General features: G+C 45.9%; 22 protein-coding genes and 1 pseudogene. 8 read left to right on the top strand and 15 right to left on the bottom strand.

Annotated features, from left to right (window positions below):
* Positions 1-8 precede the first annotated feature (8 nt).
* The 4 genes from hydF (at position 9) to SPICA_RS09510 (ending at position 2,829) form a co-directional block, all read left to right on the top strand.
* On the top strand, positions 9-1,271 hold the full coding sequence (gene hydF, locus SPICA_RS09525) for a [FeFe] hydrogenase H-cluster maturation GTPase HydF (RefSeq protein ID WP_013969298.1): 1,263 nt from the start codon (positions 9-11) through the stop codon (positions 1,269-1,271).
* Positions 1,272-1,396: 125 nt separating this feature from the next.
* A complete protein-coding gene (locus SPICA_RS09520) occupies positions 1,397-1,879 on the top strand; it encodes a permease (RefSeq protein WP_013969297.1) in 483 nt (160 codons plus the stop codon).
* Entirely contained in the window at positions 1,876-2,412 is a 537-nt protein-coding gene (locus tag SPICA_RS09515) for a permease (protein ID WP_013969296.1), read from the top strand. Before SPICA_RS09520 ends, SPICA_RS09515 begins: the two co-directional genes overlap by 4 nt.
* 21 nt (positions 2,413-2,433) lie before the next feature.
* Positions 2,434-2,829 (top strand): putative zinc-binding protein, encoded by a 396-nt coding sequence (locus tag SPICA_RS09510; protein WP_013969295.1) that lies wholly within the window; start codon positions 2,434-2,436, stop codon positions 2,827-2,829.
* Here SPICA_RS09510 and SPICA_RS15300 read toward each other — a convergent pair.
* From SPICA_RS15300 to SPICA_RS09465, 10 genes and pseudogenes are all read right to left on the bottom strand, one after another.
* Complete coding sequence (locus SPICA_RS15300; RefSeq protein WP_083819889.1) at positions 2,826-3,155, bottom strand: hypothetical protein; 330 nt, start codon at positions 3,153-3,155, stop codon at positions 2,826-2,828. The two genes, SPICA_RS09510 and SPICA_RS15300, sit on opposite strands and share 4 nt — an antisense overlap.
* Before the next feature lie 313 nt (positions 3,156-3,468).
* Positions 3,469-3,708, bottom strand: a pseudogene (locus SPICA_RS15575) (M20/M25/M40 family metallo-hydrolase); the annotation flags it as partial.
* Between the two features lie 186 nt (positions 3,709-3,894).
* On the bottom strand, positions 3,895-4,698 hold the full coding sequence (locus SPICA_RS09500) for a M20/M25/M40 family metallo-hydrolase (RefSeq protein WP_041396200.1): 804 nt from the start codon (positions 4,696-4,698) through the stop codon (positions 3,895-3,897).
* A 95-nt stretch (positions 4,699-4,793) separates the two neighbouring features.
* Complete coding sequence (gene mglC, locus SPICA_RS09495) at positions 4,794-5,837, bottom strand: galactose/methyl galactoside ABC transporter permease MglC (RefSeq protein ID WP_013969294.1); 1,044 nt, start codon at positions 5,835-5,837, stop codon at positions 4,794-4,796.
* 14 nt (positions 5,838-5,851) lie between these two features.
* Positions 5,852-7,330: a sugar ABC transporter ATP-binding protein gene (locus SPICA_RS09490; protein ID WP_237255843.1), complete on the bottom strand. Its 1,479-nt coding sequence runs from the start codon at positions 7,328-7,330 to the stop codon at positions 5,852-5,854.
* A gap of 106 nt (positions 7,331-7,436) precedes the next feature.
* A complete protein-coding gene (locus SPICA_RS09485) occupies positions 7,437-8,432 on the bottom strand; it encodes a galactose ABC transporter substrate-binding protein (protein WP_013969292.1) in 996 nt (331 codons plus the stop codon).
* A gap of 174 nt (positions 8,433-8,606) precedes the next feature.
* The gene (locus SPICA_RS09480) at positions 8,607-9,647 is read right to left on the bottom strand and encodes a D-xylose ABC transporter substrate-binding protein (protein WP_013969291.1); all 1,041 of its coding nucleotides are present in this window, start codon (positions 9,645-9,647) and stop codon (positions 8,607-8,609) included.
* Complete coding sequence (locus SPICA_RS09475; protein WP_013969290.1) at positions 9,644-10,954, bottom strand: response regulator transcription factor; 1,311 nt, start codon at positions 10,952-10,954, stop codon at positions 9,644-9,646. Before SPICA_RS09475 ends, SPICA_RS09480 begins: the two co-directional genes overlap by 4 nt.
* The gene (locus SPICA_RS09470; protein WP_013969289.1) at positions 10,954-12,438 is read right to left on the bottom strand and encodes a sensor histidine kinase; all 1,485 of its coding nucleotides are present in this window, start codon (positions 12,436-12,438) and stop codon (positions 10,954-10,956) included. Before SPICA_RS09470 ends, SPICA_RS09475 begins: the two co-directional genes overlap by 1 nt.
* Positions 12,435-13,430, bottom strand: a complete 996-nt coding sequence (locus tag SPICA_RS09465) for a substrate-binding domain-containing protein (RefSeq protein ID WP_013969288.1) — start codon at positions 13,428-13,430, stop codon at positions 12,435-12,437. Before SPICA_RS09465 ends, SPICA_RS09470 begins: the two co-directional genes overlap by 4 nt.
* A gap of 286 nt (positions 13,431-13,716) precedes the next feature.
* Between SPICA_RS09465 and gltB the strand changes: the two genes are divergently transcribed.
* Positions 13,717-18,390: a glutamate synthase large subunit gene (gene gltB / locus SPICA_RS09460; RefSeq protein WP_013969287.1), complete on the top strand. Its 4,674-nt coding sequence runs from the start codon at positions 13,717-13,719 to the stop codon at positions 18,388-18,390.
* Between the two features lies 1 nt (position 18,391).
* Entirely contained in the window at positions 18,392-19,849 is a 1,458-nt protein-coding gene (locus SPICA_RS09455; RefSeq protein ID WP_013969286.1) for a glutamate synthase subunit beta, read from the top strand.
* A gap of 178 nt (positions 19,850-20,027) precedes the next feature.
* Here SPICA_RS09455 and SPICA_RS09450 read toward each other — a convergent pair whose 3' ends face one another.
* Complete coding sequence (locus SPICA_RS09450; protein WP_013969285.1) at positions 20,028-20,342, bottom strand: hypothetical protein; 315 nt, start codon at positions 20,340-20,342, stop codon at positions 20,028-20,030.
* A 10-nt stretch (positions 20,343-20,352) separates the two neighbouring features.
* A complete protein-coding gene (locus SPICA_RS09445; RefSeq protein ID WP_013969284.1) occupies positions 20,353-20,691 on the bottom strand; it encodes a type II toxin-antitoxin system RelE/ParE family toxin in 339 nt (112 codons plus the stop codon).
* Between the two features lie 66 nt (positions 20,692-20,757).
* On the opposite strand from SPICA_RS09445, the gene SPICA_RS15460 reads away from it, so the two are divergent.
* A complete protein-coding gene (locus SPICA_RS15460) occupies positions 20,758-21,078 on the top strand; it encodes a hypothetical protein (protein WP_156789660.1) in 321 nt (106 codons plus the stop codon).
* On the opposite strand, the gene SPICA_RS14885 is transcribed toward SPICA_RS15460, so the two are convergent.
* The 3 genes from SPICA_RS14885 to SPICA_RS09435 form a co-directional block, all read right to left on the bottom strand.
* Entirely contained in the window at positions 21,068-21,505 is a 438-nt protein-coding gene (locus SPICA_RS14885) for a hypothetical protein (RefSeq protein ID WP_013969283.1), read from the bottom strand. The genes SPICA_RS15460 and SPICA_RS14885 overlap by 11 nt on opposite strands.
* 174 nt (positions 21,506-21,679) lie before the next feature.
* Entirely contained in the window at positions 21,680-21,892 is a 213-nt protein-coding gene (locus SPICA_RS14880) for a hypothetical protein (RefSeq protein WP_013969282.1), read from the bottom strand.
* A 48-nt stretch (positions 21,893-21,940) separates the two neighbouring features.
* Positions 21,941-22,204, bottom strand: coding sequence for a hypothetical protein (locus SPICA_RS09435; protein WP_013969281.1), 264 nt, complete (start codon positions 22,202-22,204; stop codon positions 21,941-21,943).
* A 121-nt stretch (positions 22,205-22,325) separates the two neighbouring features.
* Here SPICA_RS09435 and SPICA_RS09430 point away from each other — a divergent pair, with 121 nt between their 5' ends.
* Complete coding sequence (locus SPICA_RS09430) at positions 22,326-23,153, top strand: Cof-type HAD-IIB family hydrolase (RefSeq protein WP_013969280.1); 828 nt, start codon at positions 22,326-22,328, stop codon at positions 23,151-23,153.
* Positions 23,154-23,198 lie beyond the last annotated feature (45 nt).

Genomic DNA, 23,198 nt, shown 5'->3' with positions numbered 1-23,198 from the left:
TGGTAACCATGCAAGATAGTCCTCAGCTTTCAACTACAGCCCCGACCCTCCAGAGCCCCCTCTCTGAATCCGCTTCGATTGTGGTGGTGGGATTACGGAATGCAGGAAAGTCAAGTTTGATAAATACCCTCTTCGAAAAGGATGTTTCTATTGTATCTCCCGTTCCGGGAACTACCACAGACCCGGTAAGCCGGAAGATGGAACTGCCCGGCTGGGGCCCCGTCGCCTTTGTGGATACCGCCGGCATCGATGATGAGGGTGATTTGGGCCGGAAGCGGCTCGAAAAAACCGAGTCCCGGCTGGCGGTCGCGGCGGCCTATATCTTTGTGACTGCGGGAAACCGTCCACCGGAACCCGCCGAGGAAGCCCTGCTGAATCGCCTGCATGGTGGAGGTAAACCACTGGTACTTGCCATAACCCACGCCGATATACCCATCAATACTCACAAGCAGGATTGGCTCAATTCCCTTTCCACCAGGGGTATCCGCCATGTCCTCGTGGATAATAGTACACGGCGGGGTGGTGCGGACCTGCGCCGCTCGCTTTCAGCTCTGGCCCAGCAGGCTGTTTTTGAGGGCGGCCCCTTGGATGGCCTTGTATCCGAAGGGGACCACCTGCTCCTGGTGGTTCCCATTGACCTTGCAGCTCCCAAGGGCCGTCTCATCCAGCCCCAGGTAGAAACCATACGGAATGCCCTGGATAAGGATTGCCGCCTCACCATCGTAAAAGAGCGGGAACTCTATGAAACGTACCGGAGCTTCCGGGAACGGCCGAAGCTGGTGATCACCGACAGCCAGGTGTTTTCCAAGGTAGCCGCCGACATCGATCCAGACCAGCGCCTCACCAGTTTTTCCATCCTTTTCGCCCGTAAGAAGGGGGAGCTGGCGGCCCTTGTCCGGGGTCTGCAAAGCTTAACCCGCTTTAAGGCAGGCGGCCGGGTCTTTGTTATGGAGGCCTGTTCCCATCATCGCGGAGCCGATGATATTGCATCGGTTAAGATTCCCCGGCTTTTCGGCCGCCTCGTCACACCACATGCCCATTTTCAAACAGTCCGCCAGCTCCCCGAGGACATCACCCCCGAAGATCTGGTTATCCACTGTGCAGGTTGTATGATGACCGGTGCCGCCATGCAGCACCGGCTGAAAAGCCTGGAAGCGAAGGGAATTCCCGTGACAAACTATGGCCTCTTCCTAGCCTGGGCAAACGGCCTCTTACCCCGGGCAATCGAAATGCTTCCCGAATTTCCTGCCCTCTGGGAGGGGGTTCTGTAAATTGTTCGCAGGGCTTTCTGTGTAAAATACACATCTAACCGTACAAGCTCTTGCATGCAAGGGGCTCTTGCACTTGTTTTATAATGTTGCTATATTATGAAACATTGAATTATTAGGAGTGGCTTGTGGATACGCTCGTTATGTATATGCTTGCAGGGGCGGGCATACTGGTGTCGTGGTTCGTCAACAAACAAAAAACCATGATGGCACTTAAAAAAGCATGGAAAGCCTTTGAAGGGATACTCCCCCAGTTTATCACGGTTCTTTTTCTTGTAGCGGTTGTGCTGGCTGTTTTGGACACTGAAACAGTTTCCCAATTACTCGGTAAAGGTTCCGGTTTTATTGGTGTATTCATAGCTTCTGTTGTAGGTGCAATTACCCTTATCCCTGGTTTTGTTGCTTTTCCTGCAGCGGCTGCCCTGTTACAAAACGGTGCAGGGGCTACCCAAATGGCTGCATTCATCTCCAGTCTTATGATGGTAGGGATTGTAACCTTACCGATGGAAATACAGTATTTTGGCAAGCGAACCGCCATATTTCGTAATGTTTTTGCCTGGCTGTTTTCGTTTATAGTAGCTTATTTTGTAGGTTGGGTGGTGAGTGTATGAAAAAGATCTTACAACGATATAGTCCTGCTATGCTCGTGTCCTTGTTTTTTCTTGTCTTTCTGGTTCTTTTTCCAGTATGGAGGGATAAGGCTGTTGATTCGCTTGCTCTTCAGATAAAAACAATGTTACTGGTAATTCCTCCTATATTTATTCTGCTGGGGCTTTTAGATGTGTGGGTTCCCCGGGAACAGATGATTACATTGATGGGAGAAGGCTCCGGTTTGAAAGGGCCCATACTCGCCTTTCTGTTAGGCTCTTTTGCCGCAGGGCCCCTCTATGGTGCATTTCCCTTTGCTGCAGTTCTTATGAAAAAGGGTGCACGTTTTTCCAACATTCTTATCTTTATAGGTGCATGGTCTACAACAAAAATTCCAATGTTGCTCTTCGAAATAGCATCCCTGGGAAATCGTTTTGCCCTCTCTCGGCTTGCTATCGATGTGGTGGGTATTGTACTTATTTCCTGGTCAATTTTTACAATCTTGCCTAAACAAGAAATTAATCGCCTCTATGAGCAGGCGCAAAATATAGCTTAACAAACAAAGGAGTACATGGAAATGGCTGGATGTTGCTGCGGAGGAGATGAAAAAGTAACTTTATTGTATGCCTGTTCAGGTGCTGCAAATACGGGTCTCTTGGCAGATCAGGTAATGCGGACTCTGAACCGGGATAAGGTAGGAGCCAGCACGTGCCTGGCTGCTATGGGTGCTGATCTTTCGGGGTTTATACAATCTGCACGAAGCGCCACTAACAATATTGTACTGGACGGTTGTAAGGTGGCCTGCGGTGCAAAGATTTTTGAAAAAAACGGAATACCCTATGATCACTATGTTATGACCGATTTCGGTGTCGAAAAGGGCAAGACCCCCATTACAGGGGATCTCATCGAAGACATCTCAACCAGAATAGCAGAAAAGGTAAACGCTGATTCTGTAAAAATTTTGCAGAATTAAAAGGGGCCAAAATGGATTGCCACTGCCAGGGCTAAGAATGCTGAAGTGACCGCGAGGATTATGAGCTGAAGCTTCCATGTCCAGGCAATCCATTTTGGGTAGCTTACTACAGTAAAAGACAGGGCGATAAGGAGCAGTGCGTTAGTGGGGAAGAGCATATTGGAAAAGCCATCCCCAAAATCAAAGGCGAGTACTGTAGTCTGCCGGGTAATACGCCATCCGGTCTGAAAGTTCCGGGGAACGGGCGGTGATAAAGACAATATCCATCGCAAGGTGTACGCAGAAAATGAACCAAAGAAGGGCTTTTCTTTTCGCAGCACTATCATTAATTTGGGTTGTACCACCAGTATGAAGGGTTGAACTCCCGTGTAGCGTATTCACAGGTTTTTCTTGCATTGCAAGATGCTGGCGAATCTGTTTATCATCATGATAACTTAGGGATTTCTCTGGATGTTTTTCTATCTTTTTTGCATGAAGCATTACGAAACCCGTGGGGAACTAAAAAAATACTTATCTGAACGAGCCATTCTATACTCTGATAAAGCTTAATAGGGTGATGTAAAAAATATGTAGCGCAATAAATAGATATTTTTGTTTAAGAAACAGTGCATCAATAATGCTTTGTATGTTCTATTATATTTATATTTGTTCAATGAGTTGTTTATAAAAATCGATACCCCGATACAGATTATCGAGCGATATCCGTTCATCATGACCATGAATACGGTTCACCTCTTCCGGCAGTAGTTCCATGGGCCCAAAGCGGTACACCGCCTGGCAGAGGTCCGCATAATAGCGCGAGTCGGTTGTGGCTGTTACGAGGAAGGGTAGGGGGACTGCCTGGGGAAAGGTTGATGCAAGGGCTTGGGTTAGTTGTGGCCATCCTGGGCCTTCTTCAACAGCTGTTTCCCGGTCTGCAAGGACAGGGTTATTGGCACTAGGGTTGTTCTAAGAAAGGCACGGGTAGCAGGGCTCGTGCCTGCTAGGGTGAAAAAGAAAGGGCCTAATTGCCGAGGGTGACCAAGTACAAAGGCTTGGAGCCTTTGTTTGGCTGTTTTTTTTCTATTATAGGGGCAAGGTCCATAAAGAAACGTTCCACCGATGAGATGAGCCTGTAGGGGAACGGCTTGTGTGAAAGCCGAACCAATGCCTCGGCCAATATAGTGCCACAGCCTGCCGCTCTGCTGGTCTCAATGCATGACCCGGATTTTGCTGTACCATCAGTTCTATATCTAAAAAGCCTTTTTCTTCCACTCCGATGAGGGTAAGTGGTTTTGATACTCCGGGTATCTGGTCCAAGGCAACAATACTGCCTTCATCTAAAGTCCAAGAAAAATGAAGCTTTTGTTCTGCAAACCAGGCTGCCGCTTTCTGGGCCCCGCATGCACCGGAACGCTCTTCATCCCCTCCGAATGCAAACCAGATATCCCGATCCGGAGCAAAACCCTCGCTAACCAGAAATTCTGCCACTTCCATAGCACATGTCAAAGTGTTTTTAGTGCCAAGGGTGCCCCGGCCGTAAATAAAGTCTTCCCTTATTTCTGCACCAAAGGGGACGGTGGTCCAGAATTCCCTGTCGGCCGGTACGACGTCGTAATGTGCAAGCAAAAGTACCGGTTTATGTGTTTTCCGACTTTCTTGTTTTCCTGGCCAACGGTATATAACGCTATAAGGACTTAAAACTGTCCGCTCGGCTACTCGATGAAAAGCCTGAAAAGCGGTAACTAAAAAATTCTGGAATGAACTAAGTGCTCTTTCTGCTCGTTCTTTTTCCTGCGGGTCATGGTCTGCCTGCTCTGGCCAGCTGGTATCGATAGTGATTGCTTTACAAAATCGGTGAATTGATGTTTTAAATAGTGTGGTGTTCATAGACTGAGTATATCATAGAATAACAGAAGACAATTATTATCTTTTATTTAAAAACAGGGTCCCGGAGGAATAAGGACCCTGTAGAGTTGTCATTGTTAACGTTTATTTAAATATTTACGGATATCGATTGCTACTGCCGCAATAATGATAGCACCCTTAACAATCTGCTGCCAATATGGTGACATGTTGATGAATGTTAATCCGTAGTTAATAACAGAAAAGATAAGCACACCAACCACCATACCAGGAACAGTACCGATACCACCAGAGGTTGATACACCTCCGACGACGCAGGCTGCGATGGCATCGAGTTCGTACCCGTTACCATAATTATTGGTGGCACCACCAGTCCGGGCTGCTTCCAGGGCCCCACCCAACCCGTATAGAGCACCAGCCAGTGTATACACAATGAGCAAATTACGGACTACATTAACACCGGACACTTTTGCAGCCTCAGGGTTACCGCCAATAGCATAAATGTTTTTACCAAAGGTGGTCTTGTTATGCAGTATCCAGACAAAGAGGGCTACCAGGACTGCTATCAGTACGATATAGGGCAAGGAATAGGTACCATCGAGCCCGATATAGCCAGAACCAAGGTTGGTGAATCGTTTGTCGAGCCCGCCGATGGGTTGGGCCCCATAGGGCGGCCGGTCAAAGTAGAGGGAGTTGAGCCCGTACACTGCAACCATGGTACCCAATGTTGCAATAAAGGGTGGTACCTTTAACTTAGCTACAATAAGGCCGTTTACTAGGCCGATGAGAGCACAAACCACCATGGCCAGTATAATAGGGAGCCAGAGCGGTAGTTGTGGCAAATCTACATACATTCTTCGGGGATAATCCAGGGCTTGCAGAAGACTGGCTGAAAGAACCGCCGCGAGCCCGACCTGTCGGCCGGCAGAAAGATCCGTACCGCCGGTAATCAGGATTCCACCGACGCCCATAGCAATAATGATTCGTGTCGCGGACATGGAAAGGATGTTTCTGAAATTTTCTATGGAAAGAAAAGCTGGTTCTTTGATGGTAATACCGATCACCAGTAAAAGGAACACAAAATAAATTGCATATTGCAAACTGAAGGACGAAAAAATTTTGGTGTTAAAAGGTTTGTCGCTTTTGCTGTTAGATGCACTCATATCTGATTCTCCGATTATAAAAATTTTGCGGCTAAGCGCATTATTTCTTCCTGGGTTGCAGTTTTGCCATCAAGAATGCCTGTTACTCTCCCATCACACATGACCATAATTCTGTCTGACATTCCAAGAAGCTCTGGCATTTCTGAAGATATCATAATGATACTCTTCCCTCGTTTTGCTAAATCTGCAATGATTGAATAAATTTCATATTTTGCTCCTACATCGATACCTCGGGTAGGTTCGTCAAGAAGCAGAATATCTGGATCGGTAAGAAGCCAGCGGGCAAATAGGACCTTTTGTTGGTTACCACCGGAAAGGTCTCGAATCCTGTTTTTGGTACCCGGTGTTTTTACCCGGAGCGCATTGATCTTTTCTCGAGCATCCGCTTCGCCCTGTTTTTCATTTAAAAGACCAAGCCTGCCAATGTAGCGACGTAGATTCGCTAAAAGCATATTTTCTTTTACCGAGAGCATAGGTACAATTCCGGTAGCCCGGCGCTCTTCGGTAAGCAAGGCCATTTTGTATTCCTTTGCCCTGGAAGGACTAGTAATGGAGACCTCTTTGCTGTTAATAAGAATCTGCCCGGAAACTATGGGGCGCAATCCAAATATGGATTCGACCAGTTCAGTCCGCTTTGCGCCAACCAAACCGCCAATCCCGAAAATTTCACCGCGCCGGACGGAAAAGCTCACATCCTTAAAAGAATGATTTTCAGCGGATGTAAGGTTCTTTACTTCCAGAATAACCTCTCCTGGTACGTTTTCCCGTGGCGGGAATCGGTGTGACAGGTCCCGCCCAACCATGTATTTAATAATCTGATCGGTGGTTAATTCTTTAGCCGGGTAGGTTCCAACATGACGACCATCACGCATGATAGATACATCATCTGAAATTTGCAATATTTCTTCCATTTTATGGGAAATATATATAATCGCAACTCCTGAATTTCGAAGCCGACGAATGATTTCAAAGAGGTGTTCTACTTCATTTTCGGTTAGAGATGATGTAGGTTCATCCATTATAATCACCTTTGCGTTATAAGAAACAGCCTTTGCAATTTCTATGGATTGAACCTTTGATACGGATAGTTCCCGAACCCAAACCTTAGGATTAATATCCATCTTGAGCTCTTTAAACAACTCTACCGTGTCCTGATACATTTTTTTATGATCTACGAATTTGAAAGGACCCAATGAACGTTGCGGATATCGACCCAACCAGAGGTTTTCCATAACACTCCGATATGGAATTGGTAACAACTCCTGATGAATCATAGAAATACCTGCATCAAGGGCCTGTCGAGAATTAGCAAAACGTACGGGTTTCCCTTCTAAGATTATTTCACCAGAATCGGGTTCATAAATACCAAACAGGCATTTCATTAAGGTCGATTTTCCCGCACCATTTTCTCCCATTAAAGCATGAACCGTGCCTGGTTTAATCTGAATAGATACGTCGTCTAGTGCACGGACGCCGGGAAAAGATTTTGACATATGCCGTATTTCTAGGACGTATTGATTGTCCCCCACAACTTTCCTCCAAAAATTAATATAAGGGCAGTATCTAGATCGATACTGCCCTGCATATCAGCGAAAGGAATTATTTAAATTGTTTGTAGTTATCCTTTGTTACTTTCTGATAGGGTACCCAGACATATTTTCCGTCATCAATTTTCCAGCCGGAAGTTGCAGGGTTCTTACCCATAGCCAGTGCATAAGCTAGATCAAAAGTAGCCTTTCCCTGATTTTTAGCATCGTTAAGAACAGTACCCAAAAGGGTTCCCTGTTCCAGAGCCTGAAGCGCAGGAGCGGTTGCATCAACACCAAGAACTGGAATGTACTTATCACCAGTAAAATATCCTTCCTGGCGGAGTGCTTCGATAACACCCAGAGCCATATCGTCATTGTTGCAGAAGATCATTTCAATCTTATCACCAAATTTGGCATAGAAGGCTTTCATCTTTTCAACGGCCTTGGGGCGGTCCCAATATGCAGTATCTTCGGCAAGTTTTTCTACCTTAATGCCAGCATCGGTAACTGCTTTAATGGAATATTGGGTTCGCAGCTCTGCATCCTGGTGTCCAGGTTCACCCTTTAGCATAATATACTGGATAACTCCATCGCCATTTTTATCAGCCTTGGGATTTTTCTTCCAGTAATCAACCGCAATTTCACCCTGCATGGTACCAGACTGTTCAGCCTTAGCTCCTACATAGTAAACCTTATCCCATTTTTTCATATCCTCAGGAAGGGGTTCCCGATTAAAGAAGACAACAGGAATGTTGCGAGCCTTTGCTTTGTTAATAATTGTCGCGGCTGCAGTCCGATCTACCGGGTTAATGGCAATAGCATTCATTTTTTTGGATAAGAAAGAATCTACCTGGTCGTTTTGGGTGGGTTGGGCATTCTGTGAATCTACCATTTCAATGGTAGCTTTCCCCTTGGCATTATCCTGTATTGCGTTGCGAACATAGGACATAAAGGTGTCATCAAATTTGTAAATGGCAACACCAATTTTGGGTTGTTTGGTTGTCTGAGCAAAGGCCAGAGAACCAATGACGAGTAAGGCGGAAACGATAGCAAGCGTCTTTTTCACTTCTTTCCTCCTGATAAGAATATAAGGAACCATAAAGTTCCATTTTCTCAGAATACACCAATACTATAAATATCGAAACAGGAAGCTTTTTCTATTTACTGTATATTTTTTATATAATAAAATATGAAACGATATGAGTGTAGCATAAAAGTGATGGAATATAGCAAAATAATACTATTTTAATGCCACATTTCGGTACACTTCTTCCTCTAGATGAAAACCATCTTTAATGACTGTTTGCCGTAAGTTAGTTGCATCCACTGCAATTGGTTCGAGCTGATAGTAGGGTACCCGGTAAGAACCGTCAAAAATTGCTTTGTGAACCGTAACCCGCTCGTTTCGTGCCATATATACGGCTAGTTCTGCTGCTTTTGCAGCAATGATTTCAATGGGTTTATAGACAGTCATGGTTTGGGTTCCTTCTACGATTCTCTGACATGCTGCAAGATCCGCATCCGCACCAGCTACTGCAACTTTTTTTGCTAAACGTTTTAATGTTAAAACTCGAATTGCAGCTTCAGCGTATAAATCGTTATAAGCAAGAATTGCCTTAAAATGGATATTTTTATCTATTAAACCTGCAATGGCATCAGCTACTTCTTCTGAATTTCCTGTCGTAACCCAATAATCCTCTACTACTGTAATTCTTCCACTTTTAATTTCTGAATTAAGGATAGTAAAAATTCCTTCATGAATGGATGCTGCAATGGGATCGTTTTTTTTACCGTTAATAATAACCACAGGGCCGTTTTTAATCGTTTTTAGAATATATGCTGCCTGTAATTCACCTACCTTTATAGCATCATACGCAAGATAGAGGTCTGCTCCACCATTATGAACAAGGCGTTCATAGAGCAAAACAGGCACTCCATGTTTTTTTGCCTCCTGGACTGCCTTTGTTAAAAGATCTGGGTCGTTGGGTATAAGAACCAAAGAATTGACACCCTGATCAATAAGATATTGTAATTGGGCTTCTTGCGTTTTAGCGTTTTCTTCGCCAATCTGGACAATAACATTACCCCCATAGGTTTTGACTGATGAAATAAAAATGTCTCTATCTCTAGCCCAACGTTCTTCTATAAGCGAATCCATAAGGAAACCGATAAGGGGTTTATCTGTAGCTTGTCGTTTTTTAGATCCTTGGCAATTGAGAAATAAAGAAGAACTAAGCAGTATGGTAACCAAAAAGAATACATGTTCCTTTTTAACAATCATAGTAATATCCTCCCACACTGTTCTGCAAATTCTGATGGTGTTTGGCCAATGTGCTTTTTAAAAATTCTGCTAAAATAGTTCGAGTCTGGATATCCACAAATTGCAGCAATCTCCTTTATAGAATATTGGCCTTTGGCTAATTCTTTACAAGCCCGATCCATTCGATATTTAGTAAGATGTTCAATAAATGATTTGCCTGTTTCGGTGACTAAAAGACGTGACAAATAGGCTGGGCTTAAATCAACAGCTTGTGCTGTATCTTCAAGTGATATTTGTTTTCCATAATTTGCTTCAATAAATCGTAATGCAAGTAATATTCTTCGGTCTGAAAACGCAGTAAAGGTAGTCTGTTGGTTAACTATTTGTTGTAATCCAATAAACAATGCAGTCGCTGAATAATTTTTTAATGATATTTCTTGGATCATTTTTTTTATTAGTTGCAAAGTAAGAGTTTCTTCATGTTCATTCTTTTGTTGAAAATCCGGTAAAGATAAAAATGCTTCTAATAAAGATTGAGAAGCAATTGCTAACTGTTTTGGTGGACCTATATTATATACTAGGTCCATAGTAACTAATTTATTAGTAATATATTTTAAAATAGTATTGGTATGCTCTGTATTATTTCCTGGGATAAATAGCATTATATAAGTATTAAATAATTTTCCCGAAAGACAATTGAGATGATTTGATATTTCAGTTTGAATTGCAATGCACTCCTCATATTGTAATGATTGTCTACTAGCTATTACTGCACAATGCCCATATATCTTTTCTGATGAATTCCAGCCAAATATTTGAGCATAGGTTGTTATTTGTATTTTTGAACTATCTCCTAAAAGTAAATAAAACAAAAAAGATTCCTCTAAAATGGGACGAGCCAGCCGTAACAGTTCTAGTGCATTTACAGCCTGGTTTGTCCGTTCTTTTCTTTTTTGAATATGTAGAAGTGCATTTTTAAGAATTTTAATAAAGATATCCTGTTCGACAGGTTTAACGAGATAATTATAAACACCCAGTCCACAGGCTTCTTGGGCAATATCAAACCGTTCATAGGCAGTGAGTAAAATGGTTAAACACTCTAAACCAAGACGATCTAACTCTTTAAGCACATCTATACCACTCATCCCTGGCATACGAATATCCATAATGATAATATCTGGATGGGTTTGTTGTATTGCTTCTATAGCAACCTTTCCTGAACGAGCAGTTCCACAAATGGTAAGTTCTGGTATAAATTTAGTAATAATTACTGATAAGCCATCGAGTACTGGTTGTTCATCATCAACAAGAAAAATTTTAGCATTCATTATGTATGCTCCCTGTAGGGCAAAGAAATTATGATTCTAGTTCCTCTAGGTGTAATTGGTTCAATTTGTATGACATCCCATTCTCCAGAAAATAATCGTAACCGTTGAATAACATTTACCATACCCATGCCGCCTTCGCCATTTTTATCTAGTGTAGTTCCATGATCGGCGGCATTGAAAATTTCTGTTATGCGATTGGGACTAATACCGTTACCATTGTCTTCAATATTAATATATAATCGTTGATATTCATCAACATAAGCCTGAATTGTGAGACTTGCACTACTTGTCATATCTTTTAACCCATGACGAATAGCATTTTCCACAAGGGGTTGAATTGTCATTTTGGGAATAATTGCATGCTCTGCGGGGCTGATTATTTGCATTGAAAAATCAAATACGTCGGGAAATCGGATTGACATAAGATATAAATAAGATCTCATGCTGTCCATTTCTTCGGCTAAGGCAACCGGAATATCCAGATCTCTGAAAGAATACCGCATTAGTTTGGTAAGTTGTTCCAGATACCGGCGGGTTCGATCTGCATCTTCTACAACAGCAAGCTGGATGCCAGTATTCAAGGTGTTAAATAAAAAATGAGGATTTATTCTCGCTTGTAAAGCGGATAACTCTGCATTTTTTAAAAGGCTAGTCATTTCAAGGTTTTTCATTTGTTGTTCCATCAGTGCTCGTTCAATTTCTGCTTTGTTTTTAATTTCATTAAAGGATTGTATGATAGATTTTTTCATCAAATTAAATGCACGGGCCGTTGCCCCAATTTCGTCATCCGCTTCAACCATTAGTTCCTGTTCATCATATATACCTGAAGCAATTTGATTCGCTGCATTCCCTAAATGGATAATTGGTGCACTTATCTTGTCAGTAAAATAAAAAATAATAGATATACTAAAAAACAAAGCAACAAGAATCATACTGAGACTTAAGCTTCGTATAAGTGTTACATTTTTAGAAAATACCGAAAAGGCAGATAATTGAATTTTCATACGATCGAGCATGAGTAAATTGGTTCTTTCTTGAATTAAACTTGCTAACTCTTCTACACGTTGAAGTCTCTGAGTATATTCCGATAGATTTCTTCCTCGTTTTGATTGTACTGCATTGTTACTTGCTGAAATAAATTCTCCAATGAGTGATGCAATGTTTCGTTCTAACAGAGATTCCTGATCTGCAGAGACTTCTTTGTCTAATTGAACAGCTTTATCAGTTATTGAGCGGGAATAATGAATTACTTTACGCAAATCCTCAGAGTTTTTAGTTGCCATATATGATGAAAGGGCTGTTTGAATATAATTCACCTCCGTAAGTAGTTCCTGCATATAATAATTTTTTATAAATAGGCCTTGTACACCTTGTACAGCAGAAGTAATTGTAAACACGGTAAACAATGCTGTCATTGCAAGAATGAGAACTGGTGCAAGGGCTGTGATTACTATTTTCTTACGAATTGTACTGACTATTCTCATTTTACTGACCAGATCTGTTCCGGATATAAACTAGTTGCTCCTGGATCCTGAAAAATATTAATGCGGCTGTTTTGTATAAGCGCAATAATGCTTTCTACTGCAAGCCTTCCCCCCATTTCTGGGTTTCTAGTCACTGTGGCACCAACAACACCTTCTGAAAGTAGGGTGCGTATTGTTGGTGAATCGCCAAATCCGATAATCATTGGTTTCCCGACTCGGTCCAGGTCGATGAGTGCTTGTGCCATAGCTTCAGTATCCCTGGCTGTAGTACATATAATTATATCTAAGGGTGGATCTGTTTTAATTATGTCTTTTATGTAGGTTTCTACACCGATATGCTGATTTTTTACTGTTCGAACAAGAGCTATTGTATATGCTGATGAATCTCTAATACTATACTGTAAACCCTGAAGAAAAGATGCATTTTGGGTTGTTCCATATCCACCACCAAAGGATAATATAATGCCCACTTTTTGTGGTTCAGGAAAACGATTCCGTAGGGTACTTCCTGCTAGTTTCCCTAATTCAAATGAGTTTGTCCCTACATGTGCAATGTGTTTACCGGTTAGGGGTTCAGTTTCATAAGTAACTATGGGAATACCTTTGTTCGTTATTTCTGTAATTTCTTGATTGAATGAGCTAATTGAAGGTAATGAGATAATGAGACCATCAGGATTGATATCTCGGATAAGATGGAGCAGCTTTCTAATGTCTTCATTGCTTTGGGATTCAGAGTATTGAAATAGTTGTAACACACAGTTATTATTTATGGCTGTCTTTTGCATGTTTGAAAAGGCCTGCTCATAAAAAGAGTCCCTTTCGGGGGCATAAAGAAGTGCAACAATATGAAAAATGGGGGTTCGTGACTTATTGGGGATAGGTGCTACGGAAAGCGAATCTTGTATTGTCCGTAAAATTGATAATTGCCAAACAAGTATACCGATTAGTATCAATGCAAGGCTACCAATCAGAAAGGGCAAGCACTTTTTCATAACTTGAGCATAACCGGATTTTTTTATTCCGTCAAAGTCATCTTACCCTTGAATTCTAGTACTATTTTGTTGTATACTATAGTAGACGTAGGTTCATATGCAGGGCATCAAAAGTTTTTACGTTGCGCCGTTACCGGTTCCTCCTTACGGTAACGGCGTTTTTTTTGTCCGTTTATACACCCTATTTGTATAATTTTTTAGCAATATGAAAGTTTATGCAGTGCTATTGCATAAACTTGCAAAATAATGTATAACGCTGATGATTCCTCTTTTGTAAGGAGCCACAATGGGCGATCACCAGCAAAGATCTACGGGCCTCTATGACAGGGCCTATGAACATGATGCCTGTGGTATCGGTTTCGTCGCCGATATCAAAGGCCGAACTTCCCACGATATTCTCGAACGTGGTTTGGAAGTGTTGGAGCGGATGGAACACCGGGGAGCCGAAAGTGCTGATAATAAAACCGGTGATGGTGCAGGGGTCCTCCTGCAAATTCCCCACGATTTCTATAAAAGTCTTGTTCCCAATCTTCCTGAAAAGGGAACCTATGGAACGGGATTACTTTTTTTACCCGGGCCCCTTCATGATAAAAAAGCTGAAAAACTTCGGGATGCTATCCTTAAAGAAATAGAACATCTTGCTAAAAAATCCGGTCTTTCTCTTCTGGCTTCCCGGGATGTACCCACCAACCCTGAAGTCATCGGTATTATTGCAAAGAAGGCTGAGCCGGTGATTAAGCAGCTATTTCTTGTACCAGAAAAAAACAGTGCCCTTGAGGAACTGGAATTACGGCTCTATATTTTCCGAAAACGTTTTGAAAAGGCAATCCGCGAAACAGCTGAATTTGCCGAGGCTCAGGATACTCATTTTCCGTCTCTTTCGAGTAAAACCATTGTATATAAGGGTATGTTGATGTCCAGCCAGCTCAGGTCCTATTTTACCGAGCTGACAAACCCTGCTATTACCACGGCGGTAGCCATGGTCCATTCCCGATTCAGCACCAATACCTTCCCGGCCTGGCCGCTGGCTCAGCCCTTCCGGATTCTTGCTCACAACGGTGAAATCAACACCGTCAAGGGAAACCGCTTCTGGATGGCTGCCCGGGAAGCTCTGCTTGCTCATCCGGTGCTGGGTGAGGACCTTAAGGAAATCCTCCCTATTGTAGAACCGGGTAAGAGTGACTCCGCCAGCCTCGATAATGTGCTTGAACTGTTGGTTGTTGCTGGCCGCAGTCTCCCCCATGCGCTCATGATGCTGATCCCTGAGTCCTGGAATGATAAAAATCCTATCCCCCAGGAACTCAAGGCTTTTTATGAATACCATGCCTGTATGATGGAACCCTGGGATGGACCTGCCTCAGTTGTATTTTGCGATGGCCGCTATGTCGGGGGAACCCTGGACCGGAATGGACTCCGTCCTTCACGCTATACGATTACCAAGGAAGGCCTCATCGTTATGGGCAGTGAGACCGGTGTTCAGGATTTTGCTCCCGAAGAAGTCGCCCTTAAGGGGCGTCTAAAGCCGGGAAAACTGCTCCTGGTAGACCTGGAGGAAGGCCGCATCATTCCCGATGAGGAAGTGAAAAGGCAGATAGCCACCCAAAAAACCTATGCCGAATGGGTGAAAAAGCAGGTCCTTACCCTGGAAAAACTGCCCGAAATTGCCATCGGGAAAACGGTGATCCAGCCGGCGGATGAAACCACGGTTCTCTTCATGGAGCGGGCCTTTGGGTATACCCGGGAAGATCGGGACAACCTCCTCCTGCCTATGGCTGAGAGCGGTCAGGAACCCACCAGCTCCATGGGTACCGATACCCCTATCGCAGTGTTTTCCGAAAAGCCCCAGCGGCCCTATAACTACTTTAAGCAGGTCTTTGCCCAGGTCACCAACCCGCCCATCGACTCAATCCGGGAAGAGCTCGTTATGACCCTGACCAGTTTTGTGGGGCCCCAGCAGAATCTGCTTGAAGAAACCGAACAGCATTGCCATCGGCTTAAAATTCTCAACCCTGTCATGACCCTGGCGGATTTTGAACGTATAAAAGCCTGGCATGACCCTGCATTTAGGTATAAAACCTTAGACGCCACCTTCTATGTCCCCAGTATAGGAAGTGTTCAACCTGCTGCTGGAAAGGGACACCTGGAAACCGCCCTGGATCGCCTCGTCGATGAAGCGATAAAAGCTGTTGAGTCGGGGCATTCACTGATCATCCTTTCTGATCGTTCCGCCCTGGCCCCAGAAGCAAGCCGCTGTGCAATACCAGCTCTCCTTGCCACGGGAGCGGTGCACCATGGGCTCATTAAGGCAGGGCTGCGTATGAAAGCTTCTATTATAGTAGATTCTGCCGATCCCCGGGAGGTCATGCACTTTGCCCTGCTCTTTGGTTATGGGGCGGACCTCATTGTGCCCTATGGAGCCCTCGCATCAATTGCTGCAATCTGTAGAAGTGCCGATGCAGAGCGGGCAGGAGACTATGAACACGCTGAAAAGAATTACCTGAAGGGTATCCAGAAGGCCATCCTCAAAATAATGAGTAAAATGGGTACCAGTACGCTCCGGTCCTATCGGGGTGCTCAAATATTCGAAGCCATAGGTCTTGGTTCTGAGGTTATCGAAAAGTGTTTCCGGGGTACCACCAGCCGAATCGGCGGTGTGGGCTTTGCAGAACTTGAGGCCGAGGCAGTTGCCCGGTACCGTGAAGCCCGCTCAGCCTATGAAACCCAGCAGGGATCGAGTCCCACGGTATTTGAGAACCTACTCGCCGGAGACGGCCAATACCGCTGGCGGAAGTTCGGCGAAAAACATGCCTGGAACCCTGAGACCATCTATCTCCTCCAGTGGGCTACACGTTCTGGGGATTATAAGAAATTTAAGGAATTTACCAGCAAGGTTGATGAACTGAACCGCAGTCCCCATGTTTTGCGGGGACTCATGGATTTTGCTGAACCGGGCACTGTCAAAGGTGCACCAAAGGGACCCATCCCGCTGGAAGAAGTAGAAAGCGTTGAATCGATTATGAAGCGCTTTACGACCGGAGCCATGTCCTTCGGTTCCATATCCAAGGAAGCCCATGAAACCATTGCGATCGCAATGAACTCTATTCATGGCCGGTCCAATAGCGGTGAAGGTGGTGAAGACCCTGAACGCTTTAAGGTACGTCCCGATGGAAGTTGGGCCCGCAGTGCAATAAAACAGGTTGCCTCTGCCCGTTTTGGTGTAACTAGCGAGTATTTGGCGAATGCAGAAGAAATCCAGATTAAGATTGCCCAGGGTGCTAAGCCTGGTGAAGGGGGCCAGCTCCCCGGCCATAAGGTTGATGCCATCATTGCAAAAACCAGGCACTCGACCCCGGGGGTTACCCTCATCAGCCCGCCACCCCATCATGATATTTATTCTATCGAAGATCTGGCGGAGCTCATCTTTGACCTTAAAAATGCCAATCCCAATGCCCGGATCAGCGTTAAACTGGTATCCGAAAGCGGGGTAGGGACCATCGCCGCCGGTGTGGCCAAGGCTCATGCGGATAACATTCTTATCTCAGGTTATGACGGCGGTACCGGTGCAAGCCCCCAGAGCTCAATCCGCCATGCGGGGCTCCCCTGGGAACTGGGTCTTTCCGAAACCCATCAGACCCTGGTGCTCAATGGACTTCGGGGGCGGGTCAAGTTGATGACCGACGGTCAGCTTAAGAGCGGCCGGGACATCGTTATTGCAGGCCTCCTCGGGGCAGAGGAATTCGGCTTTGGTACGTCAACCCTTATCGTTATGGGCTGTGTGATGATGCGTAAATGCCACGAAAACACCTGCCCCATGGGGGTGGCTACCCAGGATCCGGAATTGCGAAAGAAGTTTACCGGTAAGAGTGAATATCTCATCAACTTTTTCCGTTTCCTCGCCATGGAGACCCGGGAAGTTATGGCTTCTTTGGGCTTTAGAACCTTTGATGAGCTCGTTGGCCGAACTGACCTGCTGGTTCAGCGGAAGGTGGATAAGTTCAAGGTAAACACGGTAGATCTCCGAGATATTTTAACCAAAGTGGAAGGTCCTGCGGATATCCCCGGCGGAGACGCGCGGTACTGTGTGCAGCATCAGATCCATAAAATTGATGATGTACTCGATAAAAAACTCATTGAACGCTGTTTTGCTGCCCTGGATAAAAAGGTACCCACGGCTCTGGAATTCCCCATTCATAATACCGATCGGGCCGTCGGCGCCATGCTTTCCTATGAGGTATCAAAACGCTTTGGCTCCCAGGGCTTGCCGGAAAACTTTGTGACCGTGGACTTTACCGGTTCTGCGGGCCAGAGCTTCGGCGCCTTCCTTGCTCCGGGTATTACCTTCCGTCTGAGCGGTGATGCCAATGACTATCTGGGAAAGGGGCTTTCGGGGGGACGTATCATAGTTGCACCGCCGGCAGGTTCAACCTTTAAAACCAACGAGAACATCATAGTGGGAAATACGGTGCTTTATGGTGCTACCTCTGGTGAGCTCTATGTAGCCGGTGTGGCGGGAGAACGGTTCTGTGTTCGCAATTCCGGAGCTGTGGCAGTTGTAGAAGGCACCGGTGATCATGGGGCTGAATACATGACCGGAGGCCGACTTGTTGTTCTTGGCCGGGTAGGACGGAACTTTGCCGCCGGTATGTCCGGTGGTATCGCCTATGTCATGGATCGGGATGGGGATTTCGAGTTCTTCCTGAACAAGGGTATGGTTGAGCTTTCTCATCTGGATAACGAAGAGGATGAAAATTTTGTAAAGGACATGATTCGCAAACATGTCTACTGGACCGGCAGTGAGTATGCCCGGGGTATCCTCGATTCCTGGCGGGAATATCGAACCTACTTTATCAAGGTACTGCCCCTGGAATACAAGCGGGCACTCCAACAGATGAAACTGGCGGAACTGGACCGGAAACTGTATGAAGTCCGGGAACAGGAAGACATTACAGTGAGGGCATAAAATGGGTGATCCAAAGGGATTTCTTAAGATACAACGAAAGGTTGCCGGCTACCGGCCGGTCGAAGAACGGATAAACGATTACAGCGAGGTGGAACTGCAGTTACCCGATGAAGAACGGCGGCTCCAGGCTTCCCGCTGTATGGATTGCGGTGTGCCCTTCTGTCATTGGGCATGCCCTGTGCATAATGTGATGCCTGAATGGCAGGATAAGCTGTACCGCGGTGATTGGGCAGGAGCCTGGGCTATTCTCGAAAACACCAACCCCTTCCCGGAATTTACCGGCCGGGTGTGTCCTGCCCCCTGTGAGGCATCCTGTGTGCTCGGCGCCAACGACGAACCGGTTACCATACGACAGAATGAACTTGCGGTCATCGAAAAGGCCTATGAACTGGGGCTGGTGGTTCCCCGGCCGCCTAAAAAGCGGAACGGGAAAAAGGTCGCCGTTGTAGGGGGCGGGCCCGCAGGGCTGTCAGCGGCCTATTACCTGAACCGTGCGGGCTTTACGGTTACTGTCTATGAAGCGGACCGCAAGCTCGGGGGGTATCTCCGCTATGGTATTCCCGATTTTAAGCTCAACAAGAATTTTATTGATCGGCGGGTAGCCATTATGGAAGCCGAAGGGATTGTCTTTAAGACCAACACCCGTATAGGCTCTGCCCGCTATGGCTTCGGAACCGCAGGCACCGATTCGGTCATGGTAGATCCTAAGGAACTGGAAAAAGAATTTGATTTGGTGCTGCTTACCGTTGGAGCCCGGGAGCCCCGGGACCTAACCGTTCCCGGCAGAGAACTGAAGGGTATCGTTCAGGCGTTAGATTATCTGGCCCTGCAGAATCGTTCCTGTGCACAGGAAGCCTGTGAAGATGGGGTGGAACCGATTACCGCCTTTGGTAAGCGGGTGGTGGTTATCGGCGGCGGTGATACCGGTGCCGACTGTGTCGGTACGGCTAACCGTCAGGGAGCCATCCGGGTTACCCAGATTGAAGTTTTACCGAAGCCTCCGGAGCATCGCAGTCCCAATGAACCCTGGCCGCTCTGGCCAAAGGTGCTGAAAACTTCCAGCTCCCACCTGGAAGGCTGTGAACGGCTCTGGTCGGTCAATACCAAAGCCTTTATTGGCCGGAACGGCCAGGTGGAAGCCATTCAAGCCTGTAAGGTTGAGTGGACCGAACAGGATGGCCGCTGGACCATGACAGAAATCCCCGGTTCTGACTTTGAAATCGGGGCTGACCTGGTACTGTTGGCAATGGGCTTTACCCATGTCGTTCAGGAAGGTCTTGTAAAGGATCTTAACCTTGAACTTGATGAACGGGGCAATATCCGTACCCGGGGCACCTTCCACACTTCTAATCCCAAGGTATGGGCCGCCGGGGACTCCCGCTTTGGCGCAAGCCTCGTAGTCCGGTCCATTTCCGACGGCCGATCTGCCGCAGAAGCAATTATTAAGAATTTGCAGTAAGGACCTTTAGTTAGGCAACTGTAATGAAAGCAAATGGGGATGTTCCCTTTACGTAAAAGTAAAAGGAACATCCCCCAAACAACGCAGACCTCTTAAACAGAAGTTCTTCGCAATCCTAGAACTTCACTGTTCCGCCGATTGTAAGGGCCATGGTAGCTAAATAATAGGTGGTTTGAACCTAAACTCGTAGAAGTGTCTCAGGTTTTTGCGGCTCCCTTGCATCCTTTGGATATACACGAAGTTCAAGGCCCATACCAATCCCTTCAAGGTATTCAATAAGTGTTGAAAGCTTCATATCCTTTCGCCGTTCTAATTTAGACACAGCAGTTTGGCTAAAGGACCTTACGTCAGTTTGCTTAATTCCCCGGCGCTCTCTAAGTTCAGCGAGCCGAATAGAGAGTATCTCGCGCTCAGCTTCCGCGCGGGCACGGTGAATTTGTTCAGGTGTCATAGAGGCTTCCATAGCCTTGACTGCATTCTTGATGATAGCCATTTGTCCTCCTTCAGCAGCGATAGCGCTGGATCAGCTTCTCGGCTGTTTGAATAAGCCGATCGTAAAAATCTTTCTCATTTTTACCTTTCTTGTCTCCTCCAATAAGAAGAAGCCCATGGCGTTCCTCATTAAAGTAATATAGCACCCGAAGACTATGAGCATTCGTACGGGCACGGAGTTCTTTTAGATTTTTGATGGTACTTCCCTTTAATGTATCCGCATGAGGTCGTCCAAGCTGTGGTCCGAACTCTTCAAGGAGAAGCACTTTGGTTAGGATTGCACGCTGGGCATCAAGATCCAGTGAACAGAACCACTCAAGGTACTCATCGGTAGCGTCGATATCCCACATGTAAATAATATGCTATAGAGGTAATATGATGTCAAGTTCATATTGCTTCAAATTTTTGCTTAAGCCTTGCCGGTTTTTACCATCGCTGGTTATACTCTTTTCATCAGCGGTCTGTGGCAGACCCTTATCTTTGGTAGCGAAACCTCTGCCACAGCGTATGTGTTATTTAAGAAAGACCCTGTTCACCCCATCCCCCGCCGATGGGTGCTCCCTGCAGCGGGGCCTATGCAAGAAAGCATTGTAGCGGGGCGGGGTCTATGTAACAAGGCCTCCCTGACCAGGGGAGCTTTAGGGAGCCCCCAGCGGGGTGTCATCTCAGTCACCTCAATAAGCCGTCAGCGCTGTGTAACCGCAATAAGCCGCCGCCATCAACCTCTTAAAACTTAAGGGTACCGCCGATTGTAAGGGCCATGGTTGCCAGGTAATTGGCCGTTTTCTTTCCTACCGATTGGGTCCAGAATTCATTGGGATATTGGGAAACTCCCGCCGCAGAACCGCCAATAAACCTCAAGTTTATATAGCTTTCCAATCCCTTCTGTATAACCATACCTGCACGGACTGAAGCGTCTAAAATGGAACCTTCAAACTCAAAGTCTGCTTCATTAAAGAGGGCGCTGGATGCATAAATGCCGGTCGCATCAAAGCCTGCAAAAAATAAACTGCCAAAGGGAATTCTTCCTGAAATTGCCAGGGCCGGTACGAGACCTAAGTTCTGGGATATGGCCCGCTTTGAGCCATTTACTGAAGTAAAACTGATGGAAGCATTTCGGAACTGCAGGGCTGCCCCGAGAGAAAGCTCTGCATCTCCTGGCAACAGGTCGTAAAGATAGGTAAACCGATAAAAGGGGAATCCATAGGTAATATCTACTACGTCACCTGAAGTAAAGGTTACCGTATCAATAGTGAAAGCCTCCCGGGTTGTAATCCGAGTGTTCAGTTCCAGGCTCTGATATAAAAAGCGAATCTGATGGCGGTCAAATACGGTAGCTCAGGCTGTAAGCCGTTCAAAGGGGAATAGGATCTCCTGGCCGCCTTGGGTAACAAAATTAAAGGTACTGCCCGTAGAACCTACTTTGTAGGTATGGTGCAGAATTTTAAGAGCCCCCGATTCTGCTTCAAAGGCCACCTGTACAGGCCGTTCCTGGCTGAATCCGAGGGCACTCACACAAACTAAAAGAGAAACTAACACAAAACGTTTCATATATCCTCCATGCATACAAATATACTCATGGAAGCCCCATAATGCGAACTATTTCTCCGTTCCGTCATCTGCTGCCTCTGAAGCTTTTTCCGGGGCCGGTTCACTTTTCTGGGCCTCCGCAGCTTCTTCGGCCGCAAGTTTACGATTGTAGATTAGTATTCCTAAAGCTCCTATGATGATAAAGTCAAAAAAGGTTTTCTCCAGGGCGGGGTCTACTGAAAACCCGATAATCTGTTTAGCCACTGCGTAGAGTATCATCGCAACACCGAGACTTCCGATAATCCATAATAACCAGGTTCGATTCAATTTCATGGTAGAACCATAGCAGAGATTTGCATCTTCTAAAAGGTGGTTCCGACATGAAGTTTTAGCACGGCATATTTACTTTTTAACTGGCATTGACCGGCGCCGGCGAGACCGGGTACAAGTAGGTATGATTTCTGTATCAAACATTAAAGCTATTGCCATCGACCTGGATGGGACGACCCTCAAATCGGACGGTACCATGGGAGAGCTAACCCAGGATGCCCTTCGTTCCTGTATGGCCAGGGGGATACAGGTAATCCTCTGTACCGGCCGCAGTCCCATTGCGGCAGAACCGTACCGGTCACTCTTAGGCTTAACGGGGCCTATGGTGTTTTATAACGGCGCCGCTGTTATCGACGTCCCTGCCGGAAATCTCTGTGCAGGAACCCTCTTAGCACCCGATATAGTCCAGGGCTGTATTGAAATTTCCCGCCGCAGGGACATTCATTTTCATGCCTTTTTAAGCGGTGATCGGCTTGTGTATGAACGGGAACGGGCTGAAACCGCCCTATACGAAGGCAGAACCGGTCTAAAGGGGACTTCCCTTAATATGGAAGAACTTTTCAGCTCCGGCGAAGGAAGCCTAAAGGGATGCATTAAAGGTATGTTTATTGCCGATCCGGTCATTCTAGATGCAATAGAGACAGAACTGGACAAACGATTTGATGGGCGCATCTATCGGGCCCGGAGCCATGCCGACTATCTTGAGGTTATGGCCGCCGGGGTCTCAAAAGGCCATGGCCTTGCCGTAGTCCTTCAATTGCGGGGTATACCACCAGAGGCGACAATAGCCTTTGGGGATGCGGAAAATGATCTTCCTATGGCAGATGTGGCTGGCTTTTTTATAGCCCCTGAAAATGCGATTCCGCCGGTTCGGCAGAGGGCTACCAGCGTTGTAGCTTCCAATAACAACGAAGGGCCGGGAAAATATATCTGGCAATTGCTTCAAGAATAAATTACTATTTATTACATATCTTGTTGCGCTTCCACAAAAAAGTAC

Source organism: Gracilinema caldarium DSM 7334, assembly GCF_000219725.1.
Lineage (GTDB): Bacteria > Spirochaetota > Spirochaetia > Treponematales > Breznakiellaceae > Gracilinema > Gracilinema caldarium.
This window is presented reverse-complemented; position numbering and strand designations above follow the sequence as displayed.

Coding starts and splice junctions, on each gene's coding strand:
- hydF (WP_013969298.1), top strand. CDS start 9: ATGCAAGATAGTCCTCAGCTTTCAACTACAGCCCCGACCCTCCAGAGC.
- SPICA_RS09515 (WP_013969296.1), top strand. CDS start 1,876: ATGAAAAAGATCTTACAACGATATAGTCCTGCTATGCTCGTGTCCTTG.
- SPICA_RS09510 (WP_013969295.1), top strand. CDS start 2,434: ATGGCTGGATGTTGCTGCGGAGGAGATGAAAAAGTAACTTTATTGTAT.
- SPICA_RS15300 (WP_083819889.1), bottom strand. CDS start 3,155: ATGATAGTGCTGCGAAAAGAAAAGCCCTTCTTTGGTTCATTTTCTGCG.
- SPICA_RS09500 (WP_041396200.1), bottom strand. CDS start 4,698: ATGAACACCACACTATTTAAAACATCAATTCACCGATTTTGTAAAGCA.
- mglC (WP_013969294.1), bottom strand. CDS start 5,837: ATGAGTGCATCTAACAGCAAAAGCGACAAACCTTTTAACACCAAAATT.
- SPICA_RS09490 (WP_237255843.1), bottom strand. CDS start 7,330: ATGTCAAAATCTTTTCCCGGCGTCCGTGCACTAGACGACGTATCTATT.
- SPICA_RS09480 (WP_013969291.1), bottom strand. CDS start 9,647: ATGATTGTTAAAAAGGAACATGTATTCTTTTTGGTTACCATACTGCTT.
- SPICA_RS09475 (WP_013969290.1), bottom strand. CDS start 10,954: ATGAATGCTAAAATTTTTCTTGTTGATGATGAACAACCAGTACTCGAT.
- SPICA_RS09470 (WP_013969289.1), bottom strand. CDS start 12,438: ATGAGAATAGTCAGTACAATTCGTAAGAAAATAGTAATCACAGCCCTT.
- SPICA_RS09465 (WP_013969288.1), bottom strand. CDS start 13,430: ATGAAAAAGTGCTTGCCCTTTCTGATTGGTAGCCTTGCATTGATACTA.
- gltB (WP_013969287.1), top strand. CDS start 13,717: ATGGGCGATCACCAGCAAAGATCTACGGGCCTCTATGACAGGGCCTAT.
- SPICA_RS09455 (WP_013969286.1), top strand. CDS start 18,392: ATGGGTGATCCAAAGGGATTTCTTAAGATACAACGAAAGGTTGCCGGC.
- SPICA_RS09450 (WP_013969285.1), bottom strand. CDS start 20,342: ATGGCTATCATCAAGAATGCAGTCAAGGCTATGGAAGCCTCTATGACA.
- SPICA_RS09445 (WP_013969284.1), bottom strand. CDS start 20,691: ATGTGGGATATCGACGCTACCGATGAGTACCTTGAGTGGTTCTGTTCA.
- SPICA_RS14880 (WP_013969282.1), bottom strand. CDS start 21,892: ATGAAACGTTTTGTGTTAGTTTCTCTTTTAGTTTGTGTGAGTGCCCTC.
- SPICA_RS09435 (WP_013969281.1), bottom strand. CDS start 22,204: ATGAAATTGAATCGAACCTGGTTATTATGGATTATCGGAAGTCTCGGT.
- SPICA_RS09430 (WP_013969280.1), top strand. CDS start 22,326: ATGATTTCTGTATCAAACATTAAAGCTATTGCCATCGACCTGGATGGG.